The organism is Vibrio sp. T20 (genome assembly GCF_007858795.1).
Taxonomy (GTDB): domain Bacteria; phylum Pseudomonadota; class Gammaproteobacteria; order Enterobacterales; family Vibrionaceae; genus Vibrio; species Vibrio satsumensis.
In genome coordinates this window covers 44,550-70,403 of sequence record NZ_VFEB01000093.1, presented here as the reverse complement: position 1 = coordinate 70,403, position 25,854 = coordinate 44,550, and the positions used below count along the sequence as shown (strand labels likewise).

Annotated in this window: 21 protein-coding genes and 1 pseudogene; 12 read left to right on the top strand and 10 right to left on the bottom strand. The window is 43.9% G+C overall.

Features of this window, described 5'->3' with window-relative positions:
- Positions 1-3 precede the first annotated feature (3 nt).
- Both FTW16_RS11955 and FTW16_RS11950 read right to left on the bottom strand, forming a co-directional pair.
- Positions 4-954: a chromosome partitioning protein ParA gene (locus FTW16_RS11955; protein ID WP_146491321.1), complete on the bottom strand. Its 951-nt coding sequence runs from the start codon at positions 952-954 to the stop codon at positions 4-6.
- Between the two features lie 39 nt (positions 955-993).
- On the bottom strand, positions 994-2,328 hold the full coding sequence (locus tag FTW16_RS11950; protein WP_146491229.1) for a sphingomyelin phosphodiesterase: 1,335 nt from the start codon (positions 2,326-2,328) through the stop codon (positions 994-996).
- 402 nt (positions 2,329-2,730) lie between these two features.
- Between FTW16_RS11950 and FTW16_RS11945 the strand changes: the two genes are divergently transcribed.
- Positions 2,731-3,252, top strand: coding sequence for a DUF2058 domain-containing protein (locus FTW16_RS11945; protein ID WP_055318645.1), 522 nt, complete (start codon positions 2,731-2,733; stop codon positions 3,250-3,252).
- A gap of 230 nt (positions 3,253-3,482) precedes the next feature.
- On the opposite strand, the gene FTW16_RS11940 is transcribed toward FTW16_RS11945, so the two are convergent.
- From FTW16_RS11940 to FTW16_RS11920, 5 genes are all read right to left on the bottom strand, one after another.
- Entirely contained in the window at positions 3,483-3,665 is a 183-nt protein-coding gene (locus FTW16_RS11940) for a hypothetical protein (RefSeq protein WP_146491228.1), read from the bottom strand.
- Between the two features lie 178 nt (positions 3,666-3,843).
- On the bottom strand, positions 3,844-5,463 hold the full coding sequence (locus FTW16_RS11935) for a M91 family zinc metallopeptidase (RefSeq protein ID WP_146491227.1): 1,620 nt from the start codon (positions 5,461-5,463) through the stop codon (positions 3,844-3,846).
- Positions 5,453-7,747 (bottom strand): hypothetical protein, encoded by a 2,295-nt coding sequence (locus tag FTW16_RS11930; RefSeq protein ID WP_146491226.1) that lies wholly within the window; start codon positions 7,745-7,747, stop codon positions 5,453-5,455. Before FTW16_RS11930 ends, FTW16_RS11935 begins: the two co-directional genes overlap by 11 nt.
- A 187-nt stretch (positions 7,748-7,934) precedes the next feature.
- Complete coding sequence (locus FTW16_RS11925; RefSeq protein ID WP_146491225.1) at positions 7,935-9,407, bottom strand: aerolysin family beta-barrel pore-forming toxin; 1,473 nt, start codon at positions 9,405-9,407, stop codon at positions 7,935-7,937.
- A gap of 483 nt (positions 9,408-9,890) precedes the next feature.
- Positions 9,891-10,652: a YdcF family protein gene (locus tag FTW16_RS11920; protein WP_146491224.1), complete on the bottom strand. Its 762-nt coding sequence runs from the start codon at positions 10,650-10,652 to the stop codon at positions 9,891-9,893.
- Positions 10,653-11,035: 383 nt separating this feature from the next.
- Here FTW16_RS11920 and FTW16_RS24750 point away from each other — a divergent pair.
- A pseudogene (locus FTW16_RS24750) lies at positions 11,036-11,137 on the top strand (heme-binding protein); the annotation flags it as partial.
- 98 nt (positions 11,138-11,235) lie between these two features.
- Here FTW16_RS24750 and FTW16_RS11910 read toward each other — a convergent pair.
- The 3 genes from FTW16_RS11910 to FTW16_RS11900 form a co-directional block, all read right to left on the bottom strand.
- A complete protein-coding gene (locus FTW16_RS11910; protein ID WP_146491223.1) occupies positions 11,236-12,609 on the bottom strand; it encodes an L-cystine transporter in 1,374 nt (457 codons plus the stop codon).
- A gap of 185 nt (positions 12,610-12,794) precedes the next feature.
- On the bottom strand, positions 12,795-13,490 hold the full coding sequence (locus FTW16_RS11905; protein ID WP_146491222.1) for an NAD-dependent epimerase/dehydratase family protein: 696 nt from the start codon (positions 13,488-13,490) through the stop codon (positions 12,795-12,797).
- 227 nt (positions 13,491-13,717) lie between these two features.
- Positions 13,718-14,203 (bottom strand): Tfp pilus assembly protein FimT/FimU, encoded by a 486-nt coding sequence (locus FTW16_RS11900; RefSeq protein ID WP_146491221.1) that lies wholly within the window; start codon positions 14,201-14,203, stop codon positions 13,718-13,720.
- Positions 14,204-15,136: 933 nt separating this feature from the next.
- Between FTW16_RS11900 and cobT the strand changes: the two genes are divergently transcribed.
- The 10 genes from cobT (at position 15,137) to FTW16_RS11850 (ending at position 25,624) form a co-directional block, all read left to right on the top strand.
- Positions 15,137-16,183: a nicotinate-nucleotide--dimethylbenzimidazole phosphoribosyltransferase gene (cobT, locus tag FTW16_RS11895; protein WP_146491220.1), complete on the top strand. Its 1,047-nt coding sequence runs from the start codon at positions 15,137-15,139 to the stop codon at positions 16,181-16,183.
- On the top strand, positions 16,183-16,989 hold the full coding sequence (locus tag FTW16_RS11890) for an adenosylcobinamide-GDP ribazoletransferase (RefSeq protein WP_146491219.1): 807 nt from the start codon (positions 16,183-16,185) through the stop codon (positions 16,987-16,989). Before cobT ends, FTW16_RS11890 begins: the two co-directional genes overlap by 1 nt.
- A gap of 9 nt (positions 16,990-16,998) precedes the next feature.
- Positions 16,999-17,601: a bifunctional adenosylcobinamide kinase/adenosylcobinamide-phosphate guanylyltransferase gene (gene cobU, locus FTW16_RS11885; protein ID WP_146491218.1), complete on the top strand. Its 603-nt coding sequence runs from the start codon at positions 16,999-17,001 to the stop codon at positions 17,599-17,601.
- 9 nt (positions 17,602-17,610) lie between these two features.
- Complete coding sequence (locus FTW16_RS11880; RefSeq protein ID WP_146491217.1) at positions 17,611-18,228, top strand: histidine phosphatase family protein; 618 nt, start codon at positions 17,611-17,613, stop codon at positions 18,226-18,228.
- A gap of 140 nt (positions 18,229-18,368) precedes the next feature.
- On the top strand, positions 18,369-20,165 hold the full coding sequence (locus tag FTW16_RS11875) for a M3 family oligoendopeptidase (RefSeq protein WP_146491216.1): 1,797 nt from the start codon (positions 18,369-18,371) through the stop codon (positions 20,163-20,165).
- A 278-nt stretch (positions 20,166-20,443) separates the two neighbouring features.
- Positions 20,444-21,472 carry a succinylglutamate desuccinylase gene (locus FTW16_RS11870; RefSeq protein ID WP_146491215.1) on the top strand — a complete coding sequence of 343 codons (1,029 nt, stop codon included), beginning with the start codon at positions 20,444-20,446 and terminating at the stop codon, positions 21,470-21,472.
- 135 nt (positions 21,473-21,607) lie between these two features.
- Positions 21,608-22,603 (top strand): vitamin B12 ABC transporter permease BtuC, encoded by a 996-nt coding sequence (gene btuC / locus FTW16_RS11865; RefSeq protein WP_019824084.1) that lies wholly within the window; start codon positions 21,608-21,610, stop codon positions 22,601-22,603.
- Positions 22,590-23,348 (top strand): vitamin B12 ABC transporter ATP-binding protein BtuD, encoded by a 759-nt coding sequence (gene btuD / locus FTW16_RS11860; RefSeq protein WP_146491214.1) that lies wholly within the window; start codon positions 22,590-22,592, stop codon positions 23,346-23,348. Before btuC ends, btuD begins: the two co-directional genes overlap by 14 nt.
- Positions 23,349-23,440: 92 nt before the next feature.
- Positions 23,441-23,800 (top strand): DUF6559 family protein, encoded by a 360-nt coding sequence (locus tag FTW16_RS11855; protein WP_019824088.1) that lies wholly within the window; start codon positions 23,441-23,443, stop codon positions 23,798-23,800.
- Positions 23,801-24,175: 375 nt separating this feature from the next.
- Complete coding sequence (locus FTW16_RS11850; protein WP_146491320.1) at positions 24,176-25,624, top strand: lytic polysaccharide monooxygenase; 1,449 nt, start codon at positions 24,176-24,178, stop codon at positions 25,622-25,624.
- Positions 25,625-25,854: the final 230 nt, after the last annotated feature.

Below are 25,854 nucleotides of genomic sequence, written 5' to 3'. Positions count from 1 at the left end.
GCGTTACTTGCTAAAAAACTGCTCCCTGAAATCGGATACTTGCTGCTGATAGTAATTGTCCCAATCTTGTTGAGTCCAAGTGGCATAACTTGAGCTTCGCTGAGAGTCCAAGGTCGCTTTGAGCTGATCAAGTTGCTCATGATAACTCATTACGGTTTGTTGCTGTTGTGCGACTTGTTGTTCTCGCGCGGTAATGTTGCTGGTCTGCGTTTCATCTAAGTAGGTTTCTTGAAGGTCGGCTTTGACTGATGCGATTTCAGCAGGGCTATAGCTGCTGGGTATCAAAGAGACTGCCAGTTCATATTTTTGAAGCTGGGTTTCGGCGTTCAAGGTCGCTGTATTGTTTTGCCATTCACTAAGCAAATCTTGATAGTTGGCCAAAAACTGGCTCGCTTCGTTCTCTTCAAGGGTGTTGGCGTCAAGCGTAAAATCTAGATGAGCAAATTGGTCTGCGAATAGCTGGTGGGCCAACTCTCCCCACACTTGCCGTGCAGACTGTTTGAATAGGGCAACACTCTCTTCAAGAGTCTCTATGGATTCAAGAGGGATGGTACTTTGGGTTAATTGCCAATCGACGAATAGCTGCGGATAGTCGCTCAGTAACTCAAACCATATACTCGGCAACTCTGATTTCAATCGTGCGAGTTGCTCAATGCAGCCATCGCGTTGTTTGCAAAGCGCCCAGAACCCATCGAGTTCATCGAATAGAGCTTTACCTTCAAGTTCGCTTAAGTTTTCAACATGCGTTTCTCCGCCCGATGATTCTGCTTCGGCATGCTTGTTTTGCGATGCTGCATTTTCCGAACTGGCGGTTGCAGTTGGCGTGGAATTATCGTCAGCAGTTGTCGTAGAAACCCGCTGTTTTGCTTCTGTGTGTTGAGCAGAAGATAGCGGTGTTTCAGTGGATTTTGATGACCAAGAATAGCCAATAATGCCCGTCGTTAAGACGAGCATTAGGATTAAGATGACTCGATGCATTATGGGTTCACCGAGTTACTTAATGAGGGCGCTAACAGGGAAGTGGTCTGAAAGGTTGTAGTGCTTCCATAATTCACTGCTTGTAGAGCGAGGAACGTCAACGCGGTTATTGTTGTGAGCTTTTTGCGCGTACTCAGAACTCACTACCACGTAATCCAAGTATTCAACATTTTCCCCGCCAGACATAGGTGCGCCAGCAAAGTTGTTGATGCGAGGATCAAAAGTAGACGCGGTGTAACCTGAATATTGTGGCTCTTCGGCCTGCAAGTTAGCGAACATCTGTTGGTAGTCGCCTGGGAACTTCAGCTTGTTCACGTTGAAGTCACCGCTGTAAATAACCGTTTCTGAAGTTGGTATTTCCAGTGATTGAGCAAGCTGACGCATCTGTTTAAATTGACGCTGTCGGTAGTCACGAGCTGTGTCCGTATCGAATGAGGCGGTGTGAGTGCCAAACACGTGGTAAGCCTGACCATTTTTGATGACTTCCGCGTAGTTAACACCTTTATCAGCAAAGCAATCTGTGCCTGTACAATCAGGAAACACGTATTGCGCTTCGTTGACGATAGGGTAACGGCTCACAATGATCACGCCGCCGTCATAGATGTTGATGCCATCCTTATTGAGCATCTTGGTTTGGTAAGGGTACTCTTTCGCAAGTTCACGTAGGAACTCATCTCGTCCGTTGGCAAACACCTCTTGAAGCGCCAACACGTCGTAGCCTTTTACGTATTGAGGGAGAAGATCGTAGCGGTCACCAATATGCGAAGCGATGGCAGGCAGTGCCCAGATGTTATAGGTCATGACTTTTAGTGTCTTGGCATCCGGCTCGGGTTGCTCATCTACTTTTGGTGGGGTGATGGTGTAATAAATATCATCATAGCGCGCTGTAGAATCGGCTTTGAGGGCTAGCTCTGCATTGACCCCGAATGCATCGGTTGTGCTGCGATGAATATTACGATCGTCATGCAAAGTTAGGTTGATGTCTGCGGCACTCAAACCATGTTGCAGTGTCGAATTATACCAATGTCCTTCCATGGTTTGATTGAGCGTGACACTTTCTCCAATAGAGTTTGATACCACTGTGTCAAACTCGTATGTCTTACCGGACTTTACGCCTGTCCAGCGATTGAAACTGATCAGTTTTTTGGTTTCCCACGGGCCAATCTGCTCAACGTGTTGTTGCCACTCATCGCCAAGTTGCAGTAAGTCGGTACCGGTATGATTGGTTTGAATCGTCATCACTTGGTTGGTGTTGTTGGTGAGATACACATCGGTATCTGCAATAGCCGAGGTTGAAATGAATGAAGCTGATGCAAGTAATGCACTCAGGCAAGTCCATTGAGTTTTCATTTTCACGTTATCCTTACTGATTGGTTTAAAGAATAACGTAGTAAAGAGTTGTGACATTGGAGTTATAACTCTATCAGAATTATCCAAATATTAGATATATGCCATGGTTTTATAAATTCGATTACTCATTGATAATTAACATATTGCTTTATCGGAATGATAAGTGATACGCGCGCACGTTAACAAACAGAGGAACGATTTGGATTTGAGGGTAAGTCACTAGCGGTGTATTTTCGTGGAAATCATAGGTCGGGAAATAACCAGAAATGGATGCTCTGAATCACGATAAGGGATAACGTTAACCGCCTTGCTCTATCAGCATAAATTTTGCCATTGTTCAGTAAACAGATTCCTCAAAAACAGGTATGATAGTGTCGTTTTTAATCCTGAACTGGGAAAGTCATGGCAAAGTTAACACTCCAAGAGCAAATGCTTAAAGCTGGCTTGGTAAATGAGAAAAAATTAAAGAAGGCGAAGAAAGGCTCTAAAAAGTCTCGCGTTCAGTCTCGTGAAGCAAAAGCGGCAGCTGAAGAAACTAAACTGGCGCAGCAAGCGAAAGACAAAGAGCTAAACCAACAGTTGAAAGAACAACAGTTGAGCAAAGAAATTAAAGCTCAAGTGAAGCAATTGATCGAGATGAACAAGCTCGAACAGAAGAACGGTGAGATTAAATACAACTTTACCGACGGTACGCTAGTTAAATACCTTTACGTAGAAGAGCTGACTCAAAAGCAACTAAGTAAAGGTATCCTAAGTATCGCGCGTCAAGGCGAAAGCTATGTTGTTATCCCTACTGCGGTAGCGAACAAGATCGCGATGCGTGACGAAGAATCTATCGTTGATACTCAAGCTTCAAGCTCTGATGAAGTAGACGAAGATGACCCGTACAAAGACTTCGTGATCCCAGATGATCTAATGTGGTAGCCCTCGACTAAACCACTATCTAATTCGTCAATTACTTGTGGCGTTGAAGAAGTATTAAAAGCCCCGATGTGTTTTACATCGGGGCTTTTTCAATGTTGGCAACTGCATAGAATTATTTACGGGCTCATCTGAACCGGTCGTGTCTCTATATTTGAGAAATAATTCATTGCCAGTGCCTCACTTTCGACCGCTTTACTGGTAGTTGTAGTGCCGAATAAAGCTTTGGCCTGCTAATCGGCAACAATGTCTGCGATGTCGAAAGTTGAGTATTGTTGGTTGTTTTTAAGTTGATGATATTCAGGCTGATATTGCTCATAGCCATCAAAATAGCAGTCGCCGATTTCATTGCGCGGGCAAATTTTTACATCGTCTCTTGCGACCAGTTCAGTTGAACAAGATGGGCAGTGTTTCATAGATCCTCCTGATGGAATACCAGTGTATAAACGGCCCATTAACTCAAACTTTTGTTTCGTTGTGATTTCATTTTTAAGTCAAGTAGCGGGTTTATTGGTCATAAACTCGCTACTTGTTGCTGTGCTTGGCCACAGAAAGGAGCAGCGATATAAGGTGCTTCGAGTTCGACAATGCTGTTTATTGGATGCTACATATATTGAAGCGAGAGCGGCTACCTCCACCTAACATTTTCACATTCTCTTTGTTGCTAAGTGCCTTCCATGCAGTACTTTCTTCCGCACTAAGGTTTGAAGGTTGGTAATCTAAGTTAGCGTATCTGGATACAACCACTTGTTTATCCATGCCACCAGATAGGCTATCGATTACATTAGTTGTCACTTTTCCATCGGAGTAGGCCATGACCAAAACTTCATCATTTTCTTCAAGCGCTGAGACTAACGTGCTTTGATTGTCTTTGCTGTATTGAACATCACTGTAACCTTGGTCTGCGTCTGTCTGTTTGCCTGAAATTGAACGATAAAGAAGGCTCTTTTTACGTTTCTTTAAGGAGCTAAGTGGGGTCTCATTCTGCTTGCTATAAATATTGACCACTTTAATATCGTTTTGAGCAGCGTATTTCAGAATTGAACTTTGGTTTCCGAGTCCTCTGCGTGTCAGCGCTGGTGAATTTTGCAAGCTTTGAGATAAGCGTTGTTCGGTAGCATCAACGATAACAATCGCAGGTTTGTTACCTTCACTTAACGATTTCTTTAGTGCTTGTCTAATTTCGATATGTGCCATTTTCCCTTCTACAGTATCCCAGTTCGGTGCATGCTGAGGTGTTGCGGATGGTCTTGTTTCAAGCGTATATGGCTTGTAGTCGTAGTGCTCTTTCGGCCAATAGGTGTTTCTTTTTACTTTTCCCAAATCGTCAGCCAAATGAAATTCACTCACGAGCTTTTCATTTTTTAAATACGCCTTAGGTTTTTCTTGTCCTAGCGCTTTCCATTGGAAGTACATCTCTTCACGAAGGTTGATGATTGACTGCCTGGCATTACTGATTTCCGTAACGGGATCTCGACCGTGTTCAGCATTGTTGTAGTGAGTAATTCCTGTGGTCTGATATTCATAATTTGGAATCACATACTCTGTCGCTTTATTAGTGTCTGGGTGTCGGTGAGACAGAGGCGCATTACCTTGAGGGACGGCACCAGAAGAGAAGTCTCTCGCGTGTATGAGTTCATGCCCTAATGTGACGGTTTGATCAAACGGTGTCTCTGTTCCTGGAATATTGACTATCTCCGTGGTGGAGAAGTAAACCGTATTCGAGACCCCCTTACCATTAAATTGTCGCTGCCAAGCAAGCGAGGCCTTTTGTTGATCTTCAAATATAGAGGGTATCGTCTCAAAGAGTCTTCCTGGTCCTTCTGGTTCTCTTATCACAGTGACAATAGTAGCTTTAGACTGATCGACCCCTATCGTGTGTTCAATTAATGGGGCAACACCATCATTCGGCGCATTGACCGGTGTGTAAGTTGCTATTTGTCGTAAGATTTCTCGTCCAGTTTGCGATAGCTGCAGTTTGCGGATCAATACGCTCATATCGGAGAGGTAGGCGTCACTCTTTGTTTGTACATAGAGGTTTCTCGACATGCGATAGAGTTTTCCGTAGGTGTCTGAATTGTAGCCAGCAATGACTTTTACGCCATCCGGAGCATCGTAAAAAAGACCAAATTCTGACCCTTTTCCTGCGTATGTATTTATTGAGTTAACAAGCATTAAAAACCCTGATAGGGCTAGGATAATACTATTTTTCATAAACTGACTCCTCTAACGCTATTTGTAATTCAATCCAATCTTCGAGTTCTACAAGAAGAAAATGGGTGATATGTGGAAGCAGAGTCAGCTCTTCTTGTTTAATGATTTGCCCAAGTTGGTCAATTGCAGACTCAAGGTTTCCTTCGTTCAACGCTATTTTTATGTCCGCTAGCTGGCTCCATAGCGCATGCGAAGCTACATAAGCTACCTGTTGTTCCATTTCATCTTGATACTCATTGGAAAGGTAGTTTAGGTGAGGAGTTGAAAGCGTACTGTTAAACAGCTGATGCTTGCTGTTAGGTGATACATTGACTTCTGACTGCTGATGTTGTGCGATTTGTAGATAGAGCGAAAGGTCGCCTAATAAATATTGAAGTTGGTTGGCATTCGTCGTCTTCATTGCCTTTTCAATGATGCTTTCAATAGCGCTTTGAAAGTTTCGTTCAAAGTGAGCGCTTGGCTGCGAAATCACGTCATCGAGTATGTCTGCCATTTTAGGGGCATAAAACCTAAGGTTTGCTGCAGAGTATACACTTGGATACGGTAACGAGTAGTTGAGAGAGCGGATGTAAGACATTGAAATAGCGAGCTTGAATTGAGGTTGAATAAAATGTTTAAAAATTTCATATTGTTTGATTTGATCTAACACTCCGCCGCTCGGTCGCTCTGTTAGCAGTAGTTCATACCAACGGCTAATCTGATACCAACTTTTACGAACATTTGGATCAGAGCTGTCAATTCCTTTGCTATCTAAGTATTCGCTGAAAGGCGTTTGGTAGCTAAGAATCTGGATGTTCGCTAACTCGGACACTAGCTCTTCAAATAGTTTATTCGATGACTGGCCTGATATGTAAGCGCTAGCGGTGTTGATTAGCTGAGTTCTAAATAAGCCAGTGGGCCAACCATTAATAATCCTTGATGCAATATGATTTTCGACATTAAATTCTACCTTTTTTAGCAACAACTCGGATAACTCAGCGTCTTTTTTAGGATGGTAAGTATCATACAATGGGCCAGAGTCTTTACATGCATCTAGAGAAGCTTGAATACCGCCTGGGGCAATGGAAGGAACACCCCAGCAAGTTCTTGCGGGACGGACTTCTATAGTTGCTGTACTGAGTTGTTCCTCGCTCAGGTAATCGATATCCCACATTTCTTTCGCATACTCTCTCAATCCACTTTGCCTTACTTGAAATTCCAATATACTTCGGTTGATTTTGCTTTGTGTAATGATCGATGCCACGTGAGGCTTTGGCCTTTCTATGAGCCGTTTAACTATGTTCTCTCTGTGTGTGGATAGTCGGCGCAAAGCGATTTCAACAAGTTCTCTTTTTTTGCTATGTATATTTAAAGCGAGCACGTGATAGTTATCTGCGTTCAGGTTGTTAATCAGATCATCAATGCGTGCTGGTCCTTCAGTGCGAATGCAGCGTTCGATCTCTGTTAAAGAGGATCGACCGTTTTGGCATAGAGGTTGGTTTAGATTTGAATCAGGGGAAAGGTGTCCGATTGACTTCAACAGTTCTAAATCAATTCGAGCCATTTGCTTAGAAAGTTGCCTATCGTATGCAGAGGTGAGTCGTCGGTATTCGGTGTCTGCTTCAAGAAGCAGGTGGTCGACGTACATTGAGGCACTGTGTAATACGTGATTGTCGTATTTGTTAAGTAGAGAAATTGCGTCCTCTTTTTTGTGGTGGAAACGAGAAAATTCTGAGGAGTGGTTGGTAAACACGTAATGTGATTGGTTTTCAAATTCGGTGATTTTTTCTTTGGCTGCGAAGTACTTAATGTCATTCGATAATAGGTTTAGCTCATCACCAACTAGAGGAACTAAGGAAAAGATAGAGGCCGCTTTATCGAGCCGAGTTGAGGATTCCTGAGAGAATGTTTGGACCATGTTGTCGACCCAAAAGCCGACTGCGACTGCATCTCCGATTGGTCCTAATACTTCCAACGTCGAAGAACCAGCCTGACCTAGTCGGTTTATTAGGCTTTCTTGGCTTAACGAGCTTTCGAATGTCTGCGGGACATTAGCTAACGCTTTCTCTGTTTGTGGCCATGCTGATGCGAAAGATTGCGCGTGCGCACTGAGTTCAAGTTCGCCTAACGCAGTACCAAAATCTGGCTCTGCATAAAGCTCATTTTGAGACCATAAAGCGGCCCGATTATTGTTTATTGTGTGTAGTGATTGTGTATCTTGAACTCCGTCACTTAAGCAAAGTGCGGCTGATAAAGGACTATATACGATAGCTGTGAGCCACCATAGATCGTTTTTTTTGGTCATATTCAAATACTAGTTTTTTTATCGCGGTTAGGTGGATAGCACTTTTCGATTAGCTTTTTACTGACAAAAAGGAGATCAGTGTGGGCATAAGTGGCGAATAGGTGCTTTGGCTTTCTTTGGGTTTGTCATCAACAAAAAAGCTCATCACCAGTGTGATGAGCTTAGATAGGGGGAAATGTGAGCTTGTTTATCGCTGTATAGGGTTAATCATAAGTTGAGCATCTTCATATCCCAGCTGCGCGAGGGTTTCAGAATCAAAGTCAGTTACCACCTGAACATCGCCGACATAGTAGATTTTATGATTGTTCAGTGCGGTCATCGCATCGAATGAGTCGACAGAGTGTTCTTCACCGATATCGATTAGGCCTGAATATTGAGATTCAGCACTGAATTGACCTGATACGTGAGTGTAGAACGGACGCAAACTTGCTCCTGCTGCATATTGCATGCTGCTCAATCCATTAGTGTTGATAGCCCAGCTCCAATCCCACCATTTCATTTCTCCAGGAATATAGCGGTGATCCCATTGGTAGCGGATGTTCGCTTGTTCTTCGCTATTAGTCCCCATGGTGAAGGTGTGGGAAACAGTTGGACGATTTGTCGGGTGATTACTGAGTGCATTGCCGCTAAAGCGTAAGAAGCCTGTGAAATTGACGTCGTAGCCGATGTTCGTTTTGATGCGGTACGGGTAAGAGATACTTGAGTGATAAAACTCGACTCTAAAGGGCAAAACAGAATTAGCCGGTACGGTGATGATCGCTTGTAGCTCTGTAGGTTCTGAGCGAGAACCATTGTTGGTATCAGAGAAACGTTGGTCTTGCTCAAGCACCACTGTTACATCTGTTTTCCCAACCAGAGGCCAAGTAAAGTTCTCTTTGAGCATTACTGAGTCTGAGAGGTCAAAGCTGTTGGTTTTGCGCCACTGGGTGGATTGCTCAAAATGAAGGTCAACGATAATCTGCTTCGGTTCGTCGCTGTCATTAATAGCGTAAGCCGACACTGTATTGATAAGCGTTTGTTCTGGTTCGCTAACGTTACCATGAGAAAATGCATTGCTATCGAGCGTGTAAGAGAAGTTGTCGATTGTGATTTTTGTTTTTTCGTCACAGCGATCACCGGTGCAGCTTCTATCGCTATTCCCTTTAATCTCCCAACCATTGTTAAGCGGTTTTATTGCCATATCTTGACCGACATAACGCCCGTTGTCGCCTCCAACCCAAGCGTAACCCAGGTTATGGGCCAAGTAACTCAGTGGTCTGATAAAGTTCGTGTTGTCGCTGACTAACGCGCGTTGAACATCAAGGTTATTGTTCGTTTCGATGGCTTGCGCTTCGTAGTAAGGGAGGCCTGCGTCTGGGCTATTGGGGTAACACCAGGTATTGTCGCTTGGTTGTCCTTGTTTGATGAGCCCGTGGTAGCCAGACCCCATGATCCCCCAGTCATTTTGAAGGCCTGCTATGTCCCACACGTTCATGCGAGAGATTAGCGCTGTTTTGTGTTCTTGTGCTTCGGTATGAGTAAGTGGGCGATAGTCCGAGCGACAAACATCTTCCCCAAGCTTGTCTAAGACAATTTGGTCTGAGTATATTTTTGAATGAGCCGTCAAAGGTATTAATGATAGGGCAGTACTAAATAGCATGGTTTTACTGACGTTGAGCATGAATAAATTCCTAGGTGCCAATATTTGGCTATTATTTTTAGATGCGATTTATATGTGTTTTTATAAGTATTTTCTAGCCGAGGGTCTCTAGCGGGGTGTACTCTGTCATATAAAACAAAGCCAAAAGTACTGAAATGAATTGAAAATAAATACTCATAAATATCAGAGGCTTGTACTGATCAACTTGTCGTTTGATAAAGACTTATCTTGATTGATTTCAATTACTTTCAACCATCCAATTAATGGGCGGTTAATTGTTGAACGTTTGTGTTTCTGTAACTTCGTTATCTAGGGCATGGGTTTGGAAAAATAAGTCAGCAAGATTGATTAGAAAGATATATTGTTGGCTGGATGGTGAGTAAGAACGTAAGCCAGAATAAGAAATGATGTTGTGATAGGTAGGATCAAAAAATGCAGCGAACAACCTTTCGATTGTTGCTGCATTTTTGTTTGTATCGCTCGAATTAACTTAATTGAACGCGATTAAGCATCCCCAGGCTTTTCCCGTTTGCTGTTCCAGCCCATAAAATTATAGATGTTGTATCGAGCAAAGCCGACTTGTTCGTGCAGAGCAAAGTCTGTTACCGAAAAGTTGTACCACAGTGGCAGCCATGAGATTTGAGCCGCCATGTAATCAGCTCTAACCGGAATCACGTCCAACCCGAAGTGGTTGAAATAGAGTTCACTACGGCGAATGTGCAGGCCAGATGAAACCAGCACAATGTTGTCGAATTTATGATGCTTCATCAGGTCGCTGGTCAGCTGTGCATTTTTCCACGTGTTCACGCTGTTCGGTTCTTGAATTATGTCGGCCATTGGGACGCCAAGCCTAAGCAGTTGCTGTTGATAAACTTCAGCCTCTGTAACGCCGTTATTCTGAGCATCACCACCACTGATGATCACTTTGCATGTGGTTTGCGCTTTTGCACAATCTTTATATTGGCTTGCGGTTTCGCTGATTCGACCAAAAGAGAAAAAGGCTGGCTCGAACTCTTGCGTGCTTTTAATTAACTGCGTGCCTGCGCCTAGAAGAACAATGGCGTTATTGTCAGACCATTGGATATCAGGCTTATTTTCATAATTCGCCTGTAGGTCGTCTAATAAATAACGAGGGATCAAACCTGAACCAATCAACACAAATGACGATATAAGAACAAGAGATAAAAACAGAGAGGTTTTTCGCCACTGAAGTAAACCTGTAAAGCCTACGAATAGCAGAAGAAGTAATAATATAATAAAGCTCATGAGGATCCCGTTGTCGAACTGATGCCAAGGTGGTGTAGCATGTTGAAGCGTTGCATCATATATCAATCATGATGATTCTTCATAGCTAACTCATTGTATTATTCAACAGATGCACGATTTCTCTCTATTAACGATTAATGTTCGCGATAGTAGTAACTAAAATGCTTCATTATTGTTCGATTAATCCCTTTTAAAATATAGGCATATAAATCAGGAGGATTATTTAAATCTTATTTTGTGTCATTTAAACCTTATTTCGTGTTATTTAGTTTATTTGTTTATCAACTTCTCATCTTTTAAATTCATCAACTCAACTCAACTCAACTCAACTCAACTCAACTCAAGCTATCAAAGTAATTCTGAGAAAACTTGATGAACATTTTATTCAACATCAAGGGCAGGTGCTTGGGGCGGTTGGTATCAGTGGGTTGAGTGAAGAGGGCGATGGAGCATTAGCTGAGAAAGTGATTCGATTAGTGCTTTAAGCTCTACTGTTCAGAAAGTGGCTCTGACATAAGACAGAAAATAAAAAACCGATGCATGAACATCGGTTTTTTTGTTGGTCGAGCTGTTTGATTCAGAATTAAGCGTTCGCTTGTTCCAGATCTTGTTGCTTGTCTTTCTTACCTAATAGGCGACTTGTAATAGTACCGGCTGTCATTGCACCAGATACGTTAAGCGCCGTACGAGCCATATCGATAAGTGGTTCGATAGAGATAAGCAGTGCTGCAATCGTTACAGGAAGGCCCATAGCTGGAAGTACGATAAGTGCTGCGAACGTTGCACCGCCACCCACACCTGCGATACCGAAAGAGCTTACTGTGATAATTGCAATCAGAGACAGAATGAAGTTGATGTCCATAGGGTCGATGCCAACTGTAGGTGCAACCATAACTGCTAGCATTGCAGGGTAGATACCCGCACAACCGTTTTGACCAATTGTTGCGCCAAAAGATGCAGATAGGTTAGCAATTGCTGGTGGCACGTTTAGCTTCGTGATTTGAGCTTCAACGTTCAGTGGAATCGTTGCTGCAGAGCTACGAGACGTGAAAGCAAACGTCAGTACTGGCCAGATCTTTTGGAAGTACTCTTTCGGGTTTACACCAACAAAAGAAACCAACACACCGTGTACAACGAACATCAGTAGAATCGCAACGTAAGATGCAACGATGAAACCCAGTAGGCTGAGGATGTCAGAAGCACTTGATGTTGCTACTACCTTCGCCATTAGCGCTGCGATGCCGTATGGCGTGAGTGCCATGATCATCTTAACTAAGCGCATAACGATAGATTGTGCCGCTTCGACAAACGTACGAATTGGAGATTCTAGTTCTTCTTTCTCAGCCATCACTTTACGAGCAGCAATACCCGTTAGTACACCAAAGATAACCACAGCGATGATAGACGTAGAGCGAGCGCCTGTTAGGTCTGCAAATGGGTTAGTTGGAATGAAGCTAACCAGCATTTGTGGAATCGTTAAGTCTGAAACGCTGCCGATGCGGCTTTCAAGTGTTGCGATACGCGCTGTTTCGCGAGCGCCTTCAGTTAAGCCTTCAGCAGACAGACCAAATGCTTGAGTTACAACAATACCAACGATTGCAGAAATCGCGGTTGTTGCTAGCAATACAGAAATGGTGATGCCAGAAATTTTGCCTAGTGAACCGCCTTTTTCAAGCTTCACAACTGCTGCAATCATTGAAACCAATACCAATGGCATGATCACCATTTTCAGTAGGCCAACGTAACCACGACCGACAATGTTTACCCAGTCTAGTGTCTCATTGATGATCGGATTGCCTTCACCAAATAACAGCTGTAAACCAAGACCAAATGCGCTACCAAATACTAAACCGAGTAAAACGAGGCGAGAAAGTGTGTTCTCTTTTTTCTGCTGTCCGTAGAGAAAAAAGAGGATACCAGTGAATACCGCTAAAGCAGCGATAGCTGAAAGTGACATTTGTTTTCCTTATGAATTTCTTTAAATCGATAGGGCGCTTGGATATATGGGCGCGAGTACTGTTAGCTACAGTAGCGACCTGTAACAAAACGTAAAATAAGGAAAAGTAATTAAATAGAACGATAGGTAATATCCACTGAATAGAATGAGTGGATATCCAACATTGTGGTGAATAGATGAGCTTTTTAGCGATATTTTGCCAATAAATTGAGCATGTCACTTGACGAGTAAATTTCTATATTTTGGAAATTATTTTCGAATAATCGGAACAACATTGCTTTGGCTACGTCTTCCGACTGAATAGGGCGTAGATTTTTGAACTTACCAAACATAAATGGAGACAGCAGAGGAAAGACACTTTGCAGGAGTTTTTCATCGGCTCTTGGTTCATCACGTTCACCAACCAGCGGCCCCGGACGTGCGATGAAAAGCTGCTTGAAGCCAATACGTTTTAAGTTTTGCTCCATTTGCCCTTTGCAACGCAGGTAGTGTGAATAGGAATCTGGTGAAGCGCCATAGCTAGAAACGACCGCGACGCGTTGAACCCCAAGAAATTTCATTGACTGCGCGACTTGGCTAACTAATTCTACATCGACTTTGCGTAGCGCTTCTTTTGATCCTGCCTTTTTCTTAGTCGTTCCTAAGCAGATAATACCGAGATTAGGTGTCGCTTTGGTGTCGTCCCAACTTGTTACTTGCAGGTTACTGTGGATGAGCGTGTGGAGTTTGCTGGAGTTAAAGTGAGAATCAAGTGCTCTTCGGGACAAAGCATAGATATGCTCGATCGCGGGCTCGTCTATGAGCAAATCCAGAACGTGTGAACCTATCAGACCTGTTGCCCCTGCAACAATGACTGATGCTTTGTCTCCTGAAATGCTCATAATTATCTCTAACACTTATCTAAGTTATTGTTTTAATTTAAACCTTATTTTTGAATGTACGTAATTTCATCGTCGTTAATGTGAAGGTGTGTGCAAATTAGCATCGAATGATAGTCAAAAAGAGTCTGTACAGTAGAAGGGAGATTAAAAAGCCCACGATTGTGGGCAACTAATGAAGGTAACTGCAGTCGAGATTTACATATCCAGTATTAGTTCGGATTGTTACACTAGCAGCCCTGATAGAACTTATTTGTGGTTAAGTCACCTATATTCACGATCTCACTTCCGACAATAGTGTATGAACGAGTGAATTGCACGAAACAGTTATAGTCCTTTAGCTCTCTCAGGTTTCGTTCTTTTCCGGTATAAACAATCAGGCTAGGGGTTTGAGGGTTTCCATAGCTTAAGAGTTGATAGTCATCCGTTTGCATTGCATTTTCGACGTTGTCTGAATCGAGGGCAATGGCTCCCCATCGAATCCAGATATTTTGGTCTGGTAGCTTCGCCAGTTTTTCTTTTTCTAAACCTTCAATGGTCGCTTTTCCCATAACGATTTCATTGGTTGCGTTGAAAGCGCCAATGAATCCATCGAGGGTGGCTATCCTCGCATCAGAATTCAGGCTTAAGAATCGTGGTGCCGCAGTCACCGAAAGAATGCCTAAAATGATGATAACCACCACCATTTCAATTAACGTGAAGCCTTTGTTTTCCATAAGTACCCTTAATAACTGACAGGGAAATATTAGCAACAAGATTTAATATGTAAATGGATCTGAGATTTATGTAAGTACATAAAATGTAAGGGATAATTTACATTGAGTGATAAGTGTACCAAAGCAATTTGATTTACTTATTTAGTGGTTTCGTTTTGTACTAAATGTCTAATTAGTTGGACTTGGTAGCTGTTCGATTGAGTTTTGCACAAAGAGATAGGAAGTGATGTCAGTAGAGATAACAAAGCCCGCTGGGCGACGGGCTTGTTATTTACTTTGTTGCTTACTAGGTAAAGGAGAGTGGGATTTTCCTTACCTTCTTGCTAGTTTTCTTACCTGATTTATTTGGTTTTCTTTTGCTTGAATTCGGAATCATTACACCTCCTAAATCACTTTTCTGAACTTTGTTGCTTTCAACCGGTTGTGTTGCTTGGTGTTGCATTTTGTAGCTAATAGTGTGGGTGTTCACTGTATGGATACTTATCAATGGAGAGATCAACAAGTACTTTAAATAAAGCATAAACGGTGCCAAAACATAAGTTATTGATTTTTAGCTTTGGTGGTGTTCGATACGAAACCCTGTTGTGTTTTTTGATTCTCAATTTGAGAAAAAGTGCTCTTGAACTGATTAAATTAAGAACACTCTCTGCGATTTCGGTTGATTAGGCATAGATACAGCATTGCTTAACACGTAAACTGAGTCGTAATTCACATAGACCAAGGACGTGCTATGAACCTCAAGCTTGATACTCTCGCTCCCACTCAGATTGACCCTCTATCTCGGTCGCTGGTGGAGAATATGCCACGCTTTCTAACGTGTTCTCCGTGATTCGCCCTAATTAACAGTTATCCATTTACGCATGAAGAATAAGAGTACTCGAAACTCATTGCCCATTAATCTACGCGTTCTCAAAATCAAGTGTCCCTAAAATTATGTTAGATACAAAATATTCGCCGCAGATCCAACATCGTATTGATCAAAAAACCAAGCCACTCGGTGCACTTGGTTTATTAGAAAAGGTCGCACATCAACTGGCATTGATTCAAAGCCAGGGCAAAGAATCAGCGGTCGAACATATCGAATTGAAGAAGCCAAGTATCATCATATTTGCAGGAGATCATGGTATTGCTGATGAAGGCGTGAGCATTGCGCCTAGTGCTGTCACACAACAGATGGTGTTGAACTTCTTAAACGGCGGCGCGGCGATCAATTGTTTCTGTGCGGTGAACAATATTGATATTACGGTTGTCGACACTGGGATACTGTTGCCTGTTGAGTCAGAAAGTGACATGTTGATTTCTCAGCGTTTGGGTACGCGAACCAATAACTTTGCCAATGAAGCGGCAATGAGCCTCGAAACGGTTGAGCGTGGGATTGAACTGGGTACAGAACTTATTTCTAGAACCATTTCGAATGGCACCAATATCATCATGTTTGGTGAAATGGGCATCGGAAATACCAGCAGCGCATCTGCGATCTTAAGTGCGTTAGCGAATCGGTCTGCAGATGAGTGTGTTGGTCTAGGCACTGGCATCAACAATGAACAGCTTGCACGTAAAGTGGCTGTGGTTGAGCAAGGTGTTGCTCGTTGCAAAGGTTTAGCTGCGAAAGAAGTTAAAGATATTAAAGAGGTACTAGCACAAGTCGGTGGCTATGAAATCGTTCAAATGGTCGGTGGTTTCCTTGGTGCTTACCAGAACAAAACGCCAGTATTAGTCGATGGCTTTATAGTGTCGGTTGCAGCTTATGTTGCGACCTTAATTGAACCGAACTGTCGTGATTATATGATTTTTGCACATCGCTCTGAAGAGTCGGGACACAGAATCTTGTTAGAGCTTCTGGACGCAGAGCCACTGCTCGATCTTGGCTTGAGACTGGGCGAGGGCACGGGTGCTGCACTAGCCATGCCTATCATTCGAGCGGCTGCAGAGTTTTACAACAACATGGCGAGCTTCGAGAGCGCTGGAGTCACTGTTTAATGAATGATGCACCAGAAAGGTCATTGAAAGATCGAGTTATTTATCAGTGGGAGTTGTTTGTGCTGGCAATGGGATTCTTTTCTCGGTTGCCAATGCCGAAGAATACACCCTATTCATCGGAACGAATGAACCGTTCGGGTCGTTATTTCTCAATGGTCGGTTTGTTGCTTGGTGTCTTATGTGGTGGTCTGTTTTTACTGCTTGATGCGGTATTGCCGAGTACGATTGCGATCTTCTTGATGATGAGTTTTAGCTTAATGCTGACGGGTGCTTTCCATGAAGACGGCTTAACCGATATGGCGGATGGCATTGGTGGTGGAATGACGCTCGAACGCCGCTTGACCATTATGAAAGATAGCCGTATCGGCACTTATGGCGCGTCTGCGCTTATCATGGCTTTGCTTGGTAAGTGGATTCTTTTGAATGAACTGGTCACCATGACTGCTCTGTTTATGGTTATCGTTACCAGTTATACCTTTAGTCGCGCGATTGCTGCATCGCTAATTTACGACATGCTTTATGTCAGCGATTTGGACACAAGTAAAAGCAAGCCACTGGCCAACAAACAAACCAAGGGCGAGCTTGTCTTTTTATTGCTTGTTGGTGTTCTGCCTAGCCTATGGTTTGGTCTTGAATTCGCTTTGGTTTTATCTGTCGTCGCCTATCTGTTCAGAACAGGTTTCAAAAAGTGGTTAATCGCACGCATTGGTGGCTTTACTGGCGACTGCTTGGGGGCAGCTCAACAGTTGATTGAGTTGCTGACTTACCTTGTATTCATTACTGCATTTTACAATGGCTTTCTATAACGGCTTCCTATGACGAACACGAATCAAACTAATCAAACAAAGCAGCGAAACAGCCATCTGATATTAGGCGGGGCTCGTTCTGGCAAGTCGAGTTTTGCAGAGCAACAAGCATTATGTGCGTTTGAAGCATGTTCAAATGGACGCCTCAACTATATTGCGACGGCCACTTATTTGGACGACGAAATGCGAGAACGAATCGCCCATCATAAAGAGCGTCGCGGTAAACAGTGGATTGAGCATGAAGTGCCTGTCGAATTGGCTACGAAACTGCAGTCGTTTAATCAAGATGATGTAGTACTGATTGACTGCCTAACACTCTGGCTGAACAACATCATCTTTGAACTGGGCGATGACACAACCAATGAACAGGTTGAAGCCGTTGTGGAACTATTGGTGCAAAGCGTCGAGCAAAGCCCTGCGCAAATTATCATGGTCTCTAACGAAGTCGGTTTAGGTGTTGTGCCATTGGGTAAAGTGTCGCGCTTGTTTGTGGACAATGCAGGGAGAATGAACCAAGCGCTAGCTTGCGTCGTTGAACGCGTCACACTGGTCGCTGCCGGATTGCCGCTGCACTTAAAACCATCTAATCACTTGCTTGATACTCAAGGCTAGGTCGCACTCATGGTCAATGGAGCAACCAAAAATATCTATTTACTGAGACATGGCAAGGTTGAAGGGAAAGCGGCACTGAATGGTTTATCTGACGTGTTGGTTAACCCAAAGCTTCAACAGCGGATTTGTGATGAGTTGGCTCAGAACGATGTCGCTTTCGATGGTGTTATTACCTCGCCATTACGACGATGCAGTGATCTCGCGAGCTTGTATGCAGAGCGTATGTCAGTGCCTTTATCTTTTGCACCAGACTTCCAGGAAATGAACTTTGGTGAAGTTGACGGGGTCGCATTTGATGAACTTGAAGACAAGTGGGCGATGCTAGACACCTTCTGGCAAGATCCCGCAAATCATCAACTGACTGGTGCGGAAAGTTTACAGAGCTTCCATGACAGAGTAACTCAAGCTTGGTCGCAACTTTTGAACAATTCAAGTGACAATCTATTGTTGGTTACTCATGGTGGCGTTATTCGAATGTTATTGGCGCATTGCCTTGATATTGATTGGAAAAATCCGAGCTTGTACTCGAAGTTATCGATAGAGAATGCATCAATAACCCATATTCAAGTCACTCAGTTTGCACAGAGCTTTATCAGCGTCAAAGCGATAGGCCTGCCTGTTCTCTGAGTGTTAAAAATACACAGTTTTAAGAATTAACAATCTATTAGAACTGTAAATAGAAACAGAAATATAAATAGAAGTATAAAGCGGCGTTCACAGCCGCTATACCTGATTGGTATTACTACCTACGTGAAAGGAATTTAGTCATGACAACACCAAGTTGGGATCTAAGCATTGCTTATAGCGATCTTAATGATGCAAAAATCGAACAGGACATTGAACTCATTCAGCAGTGCATTGAGCTGTTGAACCTACACGTTGAAAAGCGTCACATTATTCTAGCGATGCAAAACGCGATTCAGACTTCTGAAGCGGCTGGCACGCTACTAAGCACGATCAACACCTTCGCTACCTGCCACGCATCGGTAGACGCAACGCACACAGAAGCCAAAGCACTGCTTGGTCGAGTTGCCAAACTGAACTCTGAAATGTCTCAAGCATTTAGCCCTTACGAAGACACACTAATTCATGCAGAACCAGAGTTTATTGATGCAGTATTAGAGCATGAGAGTGCGGACGTAGCAGGTCAACGCTTTGCGATTGAGAGCTCACGTAAATTAGCAAGCAGCCGACTCAGTGTGGCAGAAGAGCAGTTGTTAGCTGCGATGAAAGTTGATGGCCGTGACGGGTGGGGACGTTTGTACGACAACTTAACTGGTTCTTTGAAACTGTCGCTAAAGCTGGACGGTGAAGAGGAAGCTCTGGGCTTTTCTCAAGCGGCGAGCTTGTTGTATGGCAGCGAATTCGACAAACAAGAACCGGCATGGCGTGCCGTTCAAGGCGCAATGAAGACGCATCAAGAGTCGTTTGCTTCGATCCTAAACGCATTGGCTGGGTGGCGACTGACAGAAAACAAAAAGCGCTCGAAAATTAGCGATGTGCATTTCCTTGATCCAAGCCTACACGGCAGCCGCATTGTGCCTGAAACGTTAGACACCATGATGTCTGTCGCTAAAGCTAATCGTGAGGTTGGGCAAAAAGCGGGTCTATTAATGGCAAGAGTTCACGGCTTAGATGAAATGAAGCCTTGGAACCATTTAGCAGCGATGCCACCACTCGGTGACAGCGAATCTAAGGTTTATCCATTTGATGAAGCGATCGAAGTGATTAAAATCGCCTTCGCTGAAGTAAATCCAGAGATGGCTGATTTCGTCGCATTAATGGTTGAGAACGGTTGGATTGATGCCGCACCAGCTGCCAACAAACGTCTAGGTGCGTACTGCACTAAGTTTGCCGCGACACGCACGCCACTTGTGTTCATGACATGGAGTGGTAGCCGCTCAGACTTAATGACATTAGCGCACGAGCTAGGCCACGGGTTCCACAACTGGGTGATGAAAGACATGCCGTTGTGTCAAACTCGCTACCCAATGACACTAGCAGAAACCGCTTCAATCTTCGCTGAAAACATCGTTCGTGACCACTTGTTACAACAAGCACAAACACGTAATGAGAAACTTGAAATGCTGTGGGAAGAGCTTTCTTCTTCTTTGGCATTAATGGTGAATATTCCCGTTCGCTTCGAATTTGAAAAAGCCTTCTACGAGCAGCGTGAAAAAGGCGAGCTCACGGCTCAGCAGCTGTGTGACCTGATGGAAACCACTTGGAAAGAGTGGTACGGCGAGGCAATGACAGAAGCTGACCCTTACTTCTGGGCGAGCAAGCTGCACTTCAGCATCTCTCAAGTGAGCTTTTATAACTATCCATACCTGTTCGGTTATCTGTTCAGTAAAGGTGTTTACGCTCAGCGCGATGCGAAAGGTGAGCAATTCTACGGCGATTACGTTTCGTTGCTTCGTGATACGGGCAGCATGATGGCGGAAGAAGTCGTTCAAAAGCACTTAGGAATGGACCTGACTCAAGCTGATTTTTGGCAACAAAGCATCGACATGGTCAAAGTTCAAATCGATGAATTTGAAAGATTGCTCGATCAGGAAGATTAATTGATCTCAATCTGTTCATGGCAGGTAAGAGCTGTGTTAGCTTACGTGGCTCTTATCTTGCTGACATGACTTGAGAAAAGCTGAGACAGCCAAAAGTTGCTTTAAATAGAGAAAGTTATTTGGAACAGATGTCGGTTAGTAAAGTCAGCAGGTAATATAAAAATATATGGGTAGTATTTGTGAGTGATAACGGAGTTTCTATTGATAAGTGCGATCCTAGCAACACAATTTCTATGTACAATTTATTAACATACGGCCGTGCAATTAAGGAGTAGCGCATGACGAAGACCCTCTTTCGCCAATCATTTCTTTTTGACAGCCTAGATCTTGAGCAAGAAGTGGTTGCAGGACAGACCGTACTGACTAACGGTGTTCAAATTAAGCTTCATCAACGCGGTGTATTGGAAGTGATTCCCGCGGAGTATAATTCCGAAACCAAGAACATCATCTTTTCAACCGGTGTTCATGGCGACGAAACCTCACCAATGGAGCTGATTGATAAGCTCATTGAGGATATTGAAACTGGCTTCCAAGTGGTGACAGCAAGATGTTTGTTCATCATCGCACACCCTGAAGCGACCAACGCGCATACTCGTTTTCTTGATGTGAATATGAATCGTCTGTTTGATGATAAGCAGCACGAGAGTAATCGAGAAGTGGATATCGCGAAGAATCTAAAGTACTTGGTTACGGAGTTTTACAAAGAAACGGTACCTGCCACTCGCTGGCATTTAGACCTGCACTGTGCAATCCGTTTATCTAAGCATTACTCTTTTGCCGTGAGCCCTAAGGTTCGCTACGAAGTACGTAGCAAGGCCTTGTTCGATTTTATCAACAGTGCTCACGTTGAAGCTGTGTTGTTGTCGAATGCGCCAACCAGCACCTTCAGCTGGTACAGCGCTGAAAACTTTGAAGCGCAAGCACTGACAATGGAGTTAGGGCAGGTAGCAAGAATTGGTGAGAACCAGCTTGATAAGCTTACTGCTTTCGATTTGGCGATGCGCAATCTGATTGCTGAAATAGAACCAGAGCATTTACCAAAGAAAACCATTACTTATCGCGTAAGCCGAACCATAGTTCGTTTGCACGATGACTTTGATTTCATGTTCTCTGATGCCGTTGAGAACTTTACGGCGTTCAAACACGGTGAAGTGTTCGGTCATGATGGTGATAAGCCATTAATGGCGAAGAATGAAAACGAAGCCGTGGTGTTCCCGAATCGAAACGTTGCTATCGGTCAACGAGCTGCCTTAATGGTGTGCGAAGTTGAAACTCGATTCGACCATGGTCAGTTGGTTTACGATTAATACTTAGACGTTGTTTCGTTTGTTCAAAACAGCCTCTCAACTGGTTGAAATATCAAGGTTCACATTACGGTGTGAGCCTTGAGTTTATTTGGGGATACAGGTAAGGTTACGCGAACATTTTCAAAGTAGCTTGATATGGATTTCCAACAACTTCTTCACCAAAAACAGCGCAAATGGACCCGAGCCATTTATTTGATGGCAGCACTGCTTGTCGCGCTGAGTGCGATTTACCTAATGGTTGGCGATCTTTTCATTTCACCTCTGGGCACATTGTCCACGTTAGAACAAAAACTACTGATTGATTTACGCTTACCTCGATTATTAGCAGCGATTGCTATCGGGGCTGGGTTAGCCGTATCTGGCGCAAGCTTACAAGTCTTATTGGGTAACGTATTAGCAGAACCTGGTGTGCTTGGCATTTCTGGTGGCGCAAGCTTGGCGATGGTGATTGTACTGTTCTTCTTGCCGTTTGCTCCGACTCCAGAACTGTTCATGATTGCCGCCGTTTTAGGTTCGCTCTGTTTCACCGTGATTCTGGTGAGCATGGTAAAAACGATGCGACTCACCACGGCTAAATTACTGCTGGTGGGGGTAGCGTTAGGCATTCTTTCTGGCGCGATGGTGACATGGGCGTTCTATTTTAGTGATGACCTCAGTCTACGTTTATTGATGTACTGGCTGATGGGCAGCTTGGGTGGCGTCACTTGGTATCAACACTCGCTCACGTTAGTCATGATTCCCGTGATTATTTGGCTGTGCCTGCAAGGTAGCAAGTTGGATAAGTTGATGATTGGCGAGACTCATGCTGCGCAACTGGGTGTGAACGTGCCTAAACTGCGTTGGCGCTTAATCTTCGCTGTGTCTATTTTAGTCGGTTGCGCGGTGGCATTAGGCGGCGTAATCAGCTTTGTTGGCTTGGTTGTGCCACACTTATTGCGTTTAGCGATTGGTACCGATAACCGATACCTTCTTCCTTTATCTGCCGTTGCTGGCGCTGCATTGTTGGTGTTTGCTGATATTTGCGCGCGTACATTACTTGATTCTGCAGAATTACCTTTGGGTGTGATGACCACCAGTATCGGTGCGCCTATCTTTATTTGGATGTTAATTAAAAACCATGATTCAAATTAAGAGCCTGAGCGTCGGCGCTCGTTTATTACCACTATCATTTGAGCTCAAGCCGGGCCAAGTGACTCACGTTATCGGCCCGAATGGCAGCGGTAAAAGTACCTTACTCGAATCGATATCTGGCATTAATGATGGTTACAAAGGCGATATAAAGATCGACGGGCAGGATTTGTCGGAACTGTCTCTACAAGATTTATCACTGCATCGCGCTTACTTGTGTCAAAGCGCAAGACCTGCTTTCAACTTAGAAGTGTTCCAATACCTTGCTTTGTCACTGCCAAGTTCGTCGCATGGTCTTGATACTGAAATCAACGTAGCTTTGGAAGAGATAAGCCAGATGTTGGACATCACAGACAAACTTCATCGCTCAATTCAGACACTGTCTGGTGGTGAATGGCAACGCGTCCGTTTGGCGGGAATGTGCTTGCAAATTTGGCCGACGCTTAATCCTTACGCAAAGCTATTGATCCTCGATGAACCCGCAGCTCCGCTGGATATTGCTCAAGAAGCCTTATTGTACAAGCTTATTGAACGAGTGGCGGAGAAGGGTATTACCGTGATCATGGCCAACCACGACCTGAATCGCACCTTAAGACACGCGGACCAGGTGTTGCTGCTCGATAAAGGCGTACTTCAAGCATCAGGCACAGCTGATCAAGTGCTTACTCCTGAACAACTAGAATCGGTGTTCAATACCGAAGTCAAAAGTATCTCAGTCGATAATCAAACCTATCTGCTGTTTGGTTAGAGAGGGCGTTTGGCTAGAAAGAGTATTTGCTAAAAAGGTCATCTGGTTCAGCTGATTATTGGGTTAAAGACGAGCTAGTAAAGGGATCAAATATGTTTAGATACATCCAAAGACGAAGAATCAAAAAGGTGATTAAGCTGCTATCTGCAAAGATGGTAAAGAGCTACGGAAGCCGTGACTTCTTCTCGATCGGACAAGTCGAAACGAGTTCTAAAGAGCTGAGCAAGCGCCAACAACAAATTGCATTGGCGTTGTTTGCTGATCCACAAGATCTCGATGCTGAGCTGGCATCCACCATTCAATTGTTGAGAAATGATGTATCTAACGATTTCTTTGGTGGTGAAGGCTACAACGCACGCGACGTTCTAAACCTTTTAGGTGGCAGAGGCTGGAAGGGCGGTCGCATGGACGATGACATGTCACACCGTATGGGCATGAATAGCCGCTATTAATGCTCTTCTCACTATTTAACTTCCTGTATATCCCCAAAGCGGCTTAATCATAAAGTCGCTTTTTTATTCATTTTGAATAATGTTCCCTCAATCAACACAGAATACTGAAATCTCATAATTCGAAGCAACATCATCTATCGACAACGCATTTCTATGAGTTGTGTGACTCTGATTCCTATCAATATAAAACCCGCTGTTATTGATAAGATTGACGTATATATTTTTCGTTGTTCTTTAAACAAAAACTATAAACCCTCGAACTGCAATATTGATTGGTTGTTGACCAGTTGGTCTTGTGTGTAGGGTAAAATAATAGAGAGTGGGAAAGTGACAACAATAAATAATAATATACTAAAAGTAGCAGTAGGTATGGCTATGCTATCGAGTGTGCCGTCAGTGGCAAACGCTCATGGTTGGTCTGAATTTCCAAGCGCACGTCAGAACACGTGTTACGAGCAAGGCGGGATTTGGTCAGGTACACCACCAAACGCTGCATGTGCTCAAGCGAAAGATATTTCTGGCTCGTACCCGTTCGTTCAACGTAACGAGTACGCGAAAAATATTCAAGATTTCAACAACATCAATGCTGTGAAAGCGGCGATTCCTGATGGCACATTGTGTTATGCCAATGATTCGCAAAAGCGCGGTATGGGTGCGCCTCATACTGGTTGGACTCGCACCGAGCTAAGCACAGGCACGTTTGAATATGTATTCAACGCGACTGCGCCACACAACCCTTCATTCTGGGAGTTCTACCTAACGAAGCCAAACGCAGACCTGAGCAAAGGCCTAGCGTGGGGTGACTTAGATCTTATCCAAGAAGTGGGTAATGTCCCTGTTAGCGGTGGTAAATACCGTATCAACGTGACCATACCTTCAGATCGTTCTGGCGATGCAATCCTATATGTACGTTGGCAACGTGACGATGCAGCAGGTGAAGGCTTCTACAACTGTTCAGACATCACTATCGCGGGCGGTACAACCCCTCCGCCAGAGCCGGGTCCTGAGCCTGATCTAGTTCGTGGCGACCTGTTTGTTTCTGACCAGTTTGGCACGCCAGAAATTGGTGACACAGTTAAGTACGACATCATCAACAAGTACGGTGAAGTAGCGCGTAGCTTCGACATCGTTATTGATGCGAGCAACGTGAATGACTGGGCTCGTCTGCTAGCTTCTGAAATCAACGGCTGGCACGAAGAGTTTAAAGACGGTGCGATCTTCATCGGCGACTGGCATGCTGAAATGCAGCACTACATGTACTTCCAAAACGATCCTTCACGTAACTTCTTTAACTCAAAAGATAGCCGTGCTTCTGGTCAGTTAACGCTGATTGATGGTGGCGAAGGTGGTGTAGAGCCACTAAAAGGTGACATCTACGAATTAGTGAAGAGTGACAATGTTGTTAATGCTGGCGATAAAGTTGTGATTGCAACGAGCGAAGCAGCAAACCTAACACAGACTCAAGGTTCTGCAGTTAGCATTCAAAACAACGGCACGGCTTCAATTGTTGTAGATACGACTGCGATTACAGCGAACGAAACTCTGTCGTTCATTGCGAGCTCAATTGAAAGCGAAAGTGTTGAAACCTTCACATTCGAAGTGATTGCTGATGACGGTGGTGTAACACCAGACCCAGATCCAACGCCGGATCCTGATCCGACACCTGACCCAGGCTCTTGGGATTCATCAGCAACTTATCTTGGCGGTGAGGTAGTGACTTACTCGAACCAGTCGTGGAAAGCACAATGGTGGGTTCAGGGTGGTGAAAATCCTAAGGCGACCTACGAAAACGACAAATGGGGCGTTTGGCGTCCAGCTAACTAATCTTAACTAACGTTAGTTAACTAGTTTTAAAGTAATAACCAAGACACCACACTTTTTGGCGAGTGTGGTGTCTTTTTTAGTGTCTGCATTCGTGGCTTTGAATGTCATCAGTCTAGAGAAAAGTGACTCAGAAACGCAGTCTTAATCACTGAGTAAAGCTCTATAAGAAGATGATAGTTATATAGAAAATAAGAACTATATAAGAAGACCAGAAGCGTGAGTTTCTGGTC